This window comes from Kitasatospora sp. NPDC101157 (assembly GCF_044768255.1).
GTDB lineage: Bacteria > Actinomycetota > Actinomycetes > Streptomycetales > Streptomycetaceae > Kitasatospora.
The window spans coordinates 217,854-224,606 of sequence record NZ_JBIWPL010000014.1; the positions used below are offsets into that span (position 1 = coordinate 217,854).

The window sequence follows — 6,753 nt, forward strand, 5'->3', positions numbered from 1 at the left end:
CGGACCGTCGGGTGGCGGTCCGGGAGTGCGAACGGGCAGGTCAGCGGCGCTGTTCGAAAGTGAACGGAAACCTTCGCCAATTGTCCGCCCGATCCGGTCAACAACCCACGCCTCCCGGACGGTTACACCACGAGCCCCCAGAGGGCCGTCGGCGTGCCACCCGGTGGGCCGGCCAGCTGACCCAGGAAAGGGGGGCGTGTGAACACTCCCGGGCCGGGCGAGGAGCGGAGCCTGCGGGCCGACCCGCTCGACGACCTGCCGAACGACTTCGAGGCGTTCTTCACCCGCGAGAACACCGGCTACCTCCGCTACGCCCAGCAGCGCCTGCGCCACCGCGAGGACGCCCAGGACGCCGTGCAGAACGCCGGCACCACGCTCTACAAGAACTGGCGACGCGCCCTGGCCAGCGAGGACCCGCAGGCCTTCGCCTTCAAGATCGTCAAGGATGCGGTGGTCGACGTCCTGCGCGAACGCCGCCGCGCCGAGCGCAAGCGGCTTCGGGTGATCGCCCAGCGCCGCCCCGACACCAGCCAGGACGAACTGGAGGAACTCGCCGAGCTGGACGCCCTGGACTGGGCGATGGACGAGCTCGCGCGGGCCGCCCCGGTCCAGGCCGACGTGGTCCGGCTGCGCCAGGCCGGCCTGTCCTACCCCGACATCGGCCGGTCGCTCGGCATCGCGCACACCACTGCCCGCACCTACTACAGCCTCGGGCGGCGCCACCTGGAGTACCTGTTGGAGCACCCGGACGACGAGCGGGCGACATGACAGTCACCGCGCTGCTGCACGCGCACGCCGCCGAACTGGACCGGGAGTTCCGCGACCACGATCCGGCGGCCTTCACCCGCCGACTGGCCGAGCGGCTGGCCGCCGCCCGGCGGGCCGTTCCGGCCGGGCGTGAGCGCCCGGCCCGGCCGCCCGCGGTCGCCCGACCGCCGCACGCCCCCGCGGCCGGGGACCACCCCTGGACCGCCGGGCGCTCGGAACTGCGGCGCGACCTGCGGCACCTGTGCGCCGGAGTGGCAGGGGCAGCGGAGCCGGGAGAGCTGGCGCTGGACCTCGAACTCGCCGAGAAGGCCGCCTTCCGGACCCTCGGCTGCCTGCTCTACGGCATGGGCCGCACGGCGGACGGGGTCTTCTGGTGGCGGATCGCCGCCCAGTACGGCGACCAACTGGCCGTCCACTGCCTGGCCGTGCACTACGCCGCCGAGGGCGAAGTGCGCGACGCGGCCCGCTGGGCCGCCGAGGCCGAGGACCTCAGCGACCCGGGCCGGCTGCCGGACCTGGCCCCACGGGCCCGTCCGGGCTGCGCCGCCGAGCTGGCCCGCCTGCTGGCGGAACGCTACGACGGGGAGATCCTGCTGACCCTGCGGGACGCGGTGGCGGCACGCCCGGGGGCCGCCGTCGGCGCCGCCGGGCGGCTGGGCGTGCGGGCGGTCCGGGGGCGGGGGGCGGCCAGGATCCGCTGAGGGCGGGGGCCCGGACCCCGGGGAGGGCGGGGGCGGCCCGGATTCCCGTGACGGGGCGCGGGGGCGGCCCGGACCCCGGGGAGGGCGCTGGTCAGGTGAGGCCGGAGAGGGCGCTGCCGAGGTAGTCGGCGCCGAGCACGAGCGGGACGGCGGTCATGATCGCCGCACTGTGCGCCGCCGTCCAGGCGCGCCACTCGCCCATGGCGTGGGCGGCGCGCTCGGCGCCCCCGAGCTGGACGGCGAGCGGCAGGAGGGTGCCCAGCGAGCCGATGAGCACCAGTACGGCGGCGGCCACGGCGGTCTCCCCGGCCCCGGGCCGGACGGCGGTGATCGAGGCGGCGCCGCCGATGGCCGGGAGCAGCGTCCTGGGACGGGTCACGACCAGGGACACGGCGAGTCCGGCGGATTTGGTGGGGGTCAGGCGGTCGATCCCCAGCAGCCAGGCCGGGGGCGCGGTGACGTGCCCGGGGCGGGGGCGGTTGTGCCACTGCTCGGCCGCCAGGAGCAGCAGCGCGGCGCCGAGGGCGAGCTTCAGCCAGGACGACCAGGTCGGTGCGCCGTCGCCCGGGTCCAGCGCGCTGCCCGCCGCCACCACCACGGCCACGACCGCTGTCAGGCCGAGCACCCAGCCCGCCGTGAACGCGGGCCCGTTGGTCCGGCCGCGGGGCGAGGCGAGGATCAGCAGCACGGCGATCAACGGCAACGGACTGAGCGCGACCGCCACCGCCGAGGCCAGTACCGGACCGATCGCCTCACCCATCCCGGACCTGCCTTCCCGTCGGCGGGCGCCGTCCGCCATTCAGCTACCTCCGGGGGCGGCGTGCACGGCGGGTCGGCCGTTCGAGTGAGGCTGCCTTCCGCTCGCGGAAGCGCCGGGGGCCGCCGCACCGGTGTGGTGCGACGGCCCCCGGGACCGGCCGGGCCGGTAAGTGCCCGATCAGTCGGTGCCGGACTCCATCGCCGCGTGGTCGAGCGCGGTGGACTCCGCCTCGTGGCCGGTGCCCGCGGCGATCGGCGCCGCGCCGCCGGGGGCGAGCTCGCCGATCAGGCCGCTCCACTGCGACAGCTGGCCGTGGCCCGCGTACAGCTCCAGCTTGCTGCGCGAGTCGGCGATGTCCAGGTTGCGCATGGTCAGCTGGCCGATCCGGTCGTCCGGGACGAACGCGGCGTCGACGCTGCGCTCCATCGACAGCTTCTCCGGGTGGTAGCTGAAGTGCGGGCCCTGGGTGTCGATCACCGAGTAGTCCTGGCCGCGCCGCAGCCGCAGCGTGACGCTGCCGGTGACGGCCTGGCCGACCCACTTCTGCAGGCTGTCGCGCAGCATCAGCGCCTGCGGGTCGAACCAGCGGCCCTCGTACATCAGGCGGCCGAGGCGCCGGCCCTGGGTGTGGTAGGTGGCGAGGGTGTCCTCGTTGTGGATCGCGTTCAGCAGGCGCTCGTAGGCGATGTGCAGCAGCGCCATGCCGGGGGCCTCGTAGATGCCGCGGCTCTTGGCCTCGATGATCCGGTTCTCGATCTGGTCCGACATGCCCAGGCCGTGCCGCCCGCCGATCCGGTTGGCCTCGTGCACCAGCTCGACGGCGTTGTCGAACGCACGGCCGTTGATCCGGACCGGGCGGCCGAACTCGAACTCGACCGTGACGTCCTCGGTCCGGATCTCGACGGCCGGGTCCCAGAAGGCGACGCCCATGATCGGGGCGACGATCTCCAGCGAGGCGTCCAGGAACTCCAGCCGCTTGGCCTCGTGGGTGGCGCCCCAGATGTTGGCGTCGGTGGAGTAGGCCTTCTCGGCGGAGTCCCGGTACGGCAGGTCGCGCTCGGCGAGCCACTCGGACATCTCCTTGCGGCCGCCGAGCTGGTCGACGAAGGCCTGGTCCAGCCACGGCTTGTAGATCCGCAGGTTGGGGTTGGCGAGCAGGCCGTAGCGGTAGAACCGCTCGATGTCGTTGCCCTTGTAGGTGGAACCGTCGCCCCAGATGGAGACGCCGTCCTCCTGCATGGCCCGCACCAGCAGGGTGCCGGTCACGGCGCGGCCGAGCGGGGTGGTGTTGAAGTAGGTCTGTCCGGCGGAGCGGATGTGGAAGGCGCCGCAGGCGAGGGCGGCCAGGCCCTCCTCGACCAGCGGAGCCCGGCAGTCGATCAGGCGGGCCTGCTCGGCGCCGTAGGCGCGGCCACGGGCCGGGACGTCGGCGAGGTTCGGCTCGTCGTACTGGCCGATGTCGGCCGTGTAGGCGTAGGGGACGGCACCGTGCTCGCGCATCCACGCGACCGCGACGGAGGTGTCCAACCCACCGGAGAATGCGATGCCGATCCGTTCACCGACCGGCAGCTTGCTCAAGACCTTCGACATGCATGCACCCTTGACCCACCCGCGCGGCGCGGGCTCCTGATTTAGCGACGTGTGAGGCGATTCGGCCTGATTGATCCGATGCCCGCACTCTGGCATAGATTTGCAGAGTACCGCAAGAGCATACGAACGCGTCGGTCGGGTCGGCCGCTCGCGAAGGCTGCTCCGGGTGGGCGTCGGACCGGCTCCGGACGGGCTCCGGGCGGGCCAAGTCGGTGGAGCGGCAGGCGGATTGGGGGCGGATGGGGACGGGCCGGACTCCCGGGGGTGGGGGTCCGGCCCGTCTGTGGTGCGGTGGTGCGGTGGCGGAGCGGTCAGGGTGTGCGGCTCGGTTCTCGGTCGTGCGGGTCCCGGCGGTGCCGTTCCCGGGGGCGCTGGTCCCAGGGGAGCGGGCGACCGGCGCGGGCCAGCAGCCAGGGCGTGCGGGAGGCGAGGACGCCCAGCCCGAGGGCCACCAGGTGCCCGGCGTCGGCCAGTTGCTGGTTCGTCGCCCAGGCCCCGGCCAGCGCCAGGGCGAGGGCCGGCAGGCCGTACCGGCGCAGCACGGGCGGCCCCAGGGCCAGCAGGCAGCCGGCGGTGGCGACCAGCCCGTAGCTGATCCCCACATCGCGGGCCCGGGAGAGCGCCCCCGGGATCCGGGCGACCAGCATCACCCACATGGCGCCCTCGGTGAGCAGGGTCGCGCCCACGTGCCCGAAGGCGAAGACCGCGCCCGCGCGGGCCGGGCCCCAGCGCCACTCGGCCAGGCCCAGGGCCACGGCGACGGCGGCGATGCCCGCCCAGGCCGGGACCCCGTCGACCATCAGGCCGCTGGTGAACAGCGTCCACCACTTGCCCACTTCCATGTGGTGGACGTTGCTGCTGTTGTGCCGGACGAACCGGGCCCGCTCCGCGTGTCCCTGGGTGGCGAGCCAGGAGGCGGTGACGGTCAGCAGGACCACGTAGACGGTGGTGAGCCGCAGGCGGACGGCCGTCGCGACGGCGTTCGCTCTGAGTGCGGCCGTTCCGGAGCGCGCCGCGGCGGTGGTCGAGTCGGTGTCGGTCCGTTTCCTTGGTTCGAACGGTTCGAACGGTTCGAACGGTTGGGTCGGTTGGGTCGGTTCGGTCGTTCCGAGGCGGTCCCTCATGGTGCCTGGCGCCCTCGCTGTGCGGTGTCCGGTGCCCGGCGGCTCCACGGGCGGCCGGAGAACCAGCCTATGCCAGTTCGGGAGGGCCGCCGTGGCGCCGGTTCGCGGCCGGACACCCTCGGCGGCGCCTGGGCGGCGGGCGGAGCAGGAGCCGGAGGCGGGAGCGGAGGGCCGGTGCGGATCACCCGTACGGCTCGTCGCGGCGGCGGGTGGAGCCCGGGGCGGGCGAGGGTGAGGAGGACCGCCGAGGAGGCGCCGATGAGCGGAAGCGCCACCAGGGTGCCGCAGGCGCGCCGGGAGGCCTGGTGGGCGCGGGCGGCCCGTGCGGTGTGGCGCTACGTCCGGCGAGCCCCGGGCACCTTCATCTGGCTGGCGATCCTGCTGGTCACCACGCAGGTGATCCGGCACGTCGACCCGGCCACGGCCGACCGCATCCTGCAGCGCCGCTCGACCAACCTGCACCACCTGCAGGTCTCGCCGGCCCGGGTTCTGGCGACCAGCGCCCTGTGGATCGCGGGTGGCGGCTGGCTGAGCTACTTCGCGCTCTACAACCTCTTCCACGTGCCCGCCGAACGCTGGCTGGGCACGCTGCGCTGGCTCTCGGTGGCGGTGCTGGCGCACGTGGGCGCCACCTACCTCAGCGAAGGCGTCCTCGGCTGGGCGATCCACCGGGGGCTGGCCGCGCCGAAGGCGGTCTACACCCTCGACTACGGCGTCAGCTACGCGCTCGCCGGGGTGGTCGGGGTGCTCACCTACCTGATCGTGCGGCTCTGGCGGTACCTGTACCTGGCGGGGGTGTTGGCCGTGTACCTGTTCGGCCTCTTCCGGAGCCGCGATTACACGGGCATCGGCCACCTCAGCGCGGTGCTGATCGGGCTCGCCTGCTACCCGTTGACCCGGGAGCGGCCGGGGGAGTTCGACCCGGTCGCCTCGGGCCGTGCGCTCCTGCGGCGGCTGCGTTCGCGCCTCCGGCCGCGTCAGGGCTGACAACACCGGCAACACAGGCAACACCGGCAACTCCGACAACACCGGCAACGCCGGCAACGCCGACGGGGCCGACAGGGCCGACCGGTTGACCGGGCGTCGGATTGTGGCGGCTCTCGGGCATTCCGTGAATGCCAACTGTTCGGAACGGTACGGCTCTTAACCGTTTCTTACCGTACGGACCTTCCCCGGGAGACGCGCACCGACCAGGCTTGGCCCCCTGTTTCGCCGGGGTCGCGCGACCGCGCGGCCGGCCACAGGGGAGGACCGCACCCGTGCCCATCAGGCAACACCGACGGCTGCTGCTGAGCGCCGTCACGCTCACCGCTCTCGGACTGACCACCAGCCAGGCGCTCGCCGCACCGTCGGCGCCGTCCGCACCGCAACCCTGGCAGGTGCAGCACCAGGCGGACATCGGCAAGCAGCACACGAAGAAGACCGCGGCCACCAGCACTCGGTCGACCTTCAGCCCCAAGGCCGACTCGGCGGCCGGCGACGGTGGCGACGAGGCGGAGAACTCCGCCGAGGGCGTCGCCCAGTACACCGAGGCGCGCACCGCGCCGGGCGTCGTCGCACCGGGCGCGTACGGCGCGGCCTGGTCGCAGCTGCAGTCGATGCCGCACACCGACGGTAACTGGAAGCACGTCACCGACGAGCCGTACAACTCGGACGACCCGCGCTACCGGGACGCCAACTCCAACTCCAGCGGCGGCGCCGGTCTGGTGACCGGGCGGATCACCGGCATCGCCGCCGACAGCAACGGCTACGTCTACGCGGGCGGTGCCAACGGCGGAGTGTTCCGCTCCCGCACCGGCGGCGGGCACTG

Annotated in this window: 6 protein-coding genes and 1 pseudogene; 4 read left to right on the forward strand and 3 right to left on the reverse strand. The window is 73.8% G+C overall.

Features of this window, described 5'->3' with window-relative positions:
- The first annotated feature begins 198 nt into the window (after nucleotides 1-198).
- Both ACIRVF_RS26135 and ACIRVF_RS26140 read left to right on the forward strand, forming a co-directional pair.
- Nucleotides 199-768 carry an RNA polymerase sigma factor gene (locus ACIRVF_RS26135; RefSeq protein ID WP_402822419.1) on the forward strand — a complete coding sequence of 190 codons (570 nt, stop codon included), beginning with the start codon at nucleotides 199-201 and terminating at the stop codon, nucleotides 766-768.
- Nucleotides 765-1,469, forward strand: coding sequence for a hypothetical protein (locus ACIRVF_RS26140; RefSeq protein WP_402822422.1), 705 nt, complete (start codon nucleotides 765-767; stop codon nucleotides 1,467-1,469). Before ACIRVF_RS26135 ends, ACIRVF_RS26140 begins: the two co-directional genes overlap by 4 nt.
- 91 nt (nucleotides 1,470-1,560) lie before the next feature.
- Here the strand turns inward: ACIRVF_RS26140 and ACIRVF_RS26145 are convergent, their stop codons facing one another.
- From ACIRVF_RS26145 to ACIRVF_RS26155, 3 genes are all read right to left on the reverse strand, one after another.
- Nucleotides 1,561-2,229 (reverse strand): GAP family protein, encoded by a 669-nt coding sequence (locus tag ACIRVF_RS26145; protein ID WP_402822425.1) that lies wholly within the window; start codon nucleotides 2,227-2,229, stop codon nucleotides 1,561-1,563.
- A gap of 177 nt (nucleotides 2,230-2,406) precedes the next feature.
- Complete coding sequence (gene argG / locus ACIRVF_RS26150; protein WP_402822428.1) at nucleotides 2,407-3,819, reverse strand: argininosuccinate synthase; 1,413 nt, start codon at nucleotides 3,817-3,819, stop codon at nucleotides 2,407-2,409.
- A gap of 311 nt (nucleotides 3,820-4,130) precedes the next feature.
- Nucleotides 4,131-4,943, reverse strand: a complete 813-nt coding sequence (locus ACIRVF_RS26155) for a rhomboid-like protein (protein ID WP_402822431.1) — start codon at nucleotides 4,941-4,943, stop codon at nucleotides 4,131-4,133.
- A gap of 258 nt (nucleotides 4,944-5,201) precedes the next feature.
- Between ACIRVF_RS26155 and ACIRVF_RS26160 the strand changes: the two genes are divergently transcribed.
- Together ACIRVF_RS26160 and ACIRVF_RS26165 are read left to right on the forward strand one after the other, a co-directional pair.
- A complete protein-coding gene (locus ACIRVF_RS26160) occupies nucleotides 5,202-5,930 on the forward strand; it encodes a rhomboid-like protein (protein ID WP_402822434.1) in 729 nt (242 codons plus the stop codon).
- 272 nt (nucleotides 5,931-6,202) lie between these two features.
- Nucleotides 6,203-6,753: pseudogene (locus ACIRVF_RS26165) on the forward strand (glycosyl hydrolase); the annotation flags it as partial.

Coding starts and splice junctions, on each gene's coding strand:
- ACIRVF_RS26140 (WP_402822422.1), top strand. CDS start 765: ATGACAGTCACCGCGCTGCTGCACGCGCACGCCGCCGAACTGGACCGG.
- ACIRVF_RS26145 (WP_402822425.1), bottom strand. CDS start 2,229: ATGGGTGAGGCGATCGGTCCGGTACTGGCCTCGGCGGTGGCGGTCGCG.
- argG (WP_402822428.1), bottom strand. CDS start 3,819: ATGTCGAAGGTCTTGAGCAAGCTGCCGGTCGGTGAACGGATCGGCATC.
- ACIRVF_RS26155 (WP_402822431.1), bottom strand. CDS start 4,943: ATGAGGGACCGCCTCGGAACGACCGAACCGACCCAACCGACCCAACCG.
- ACIRVF_RS26160 (WP_402822434.1), top strand. CDS start 5,202: ATGAGCGGAAGCGCCACCAGGGTGCCGCAGGCGCGCCGGGAGGCCTGG.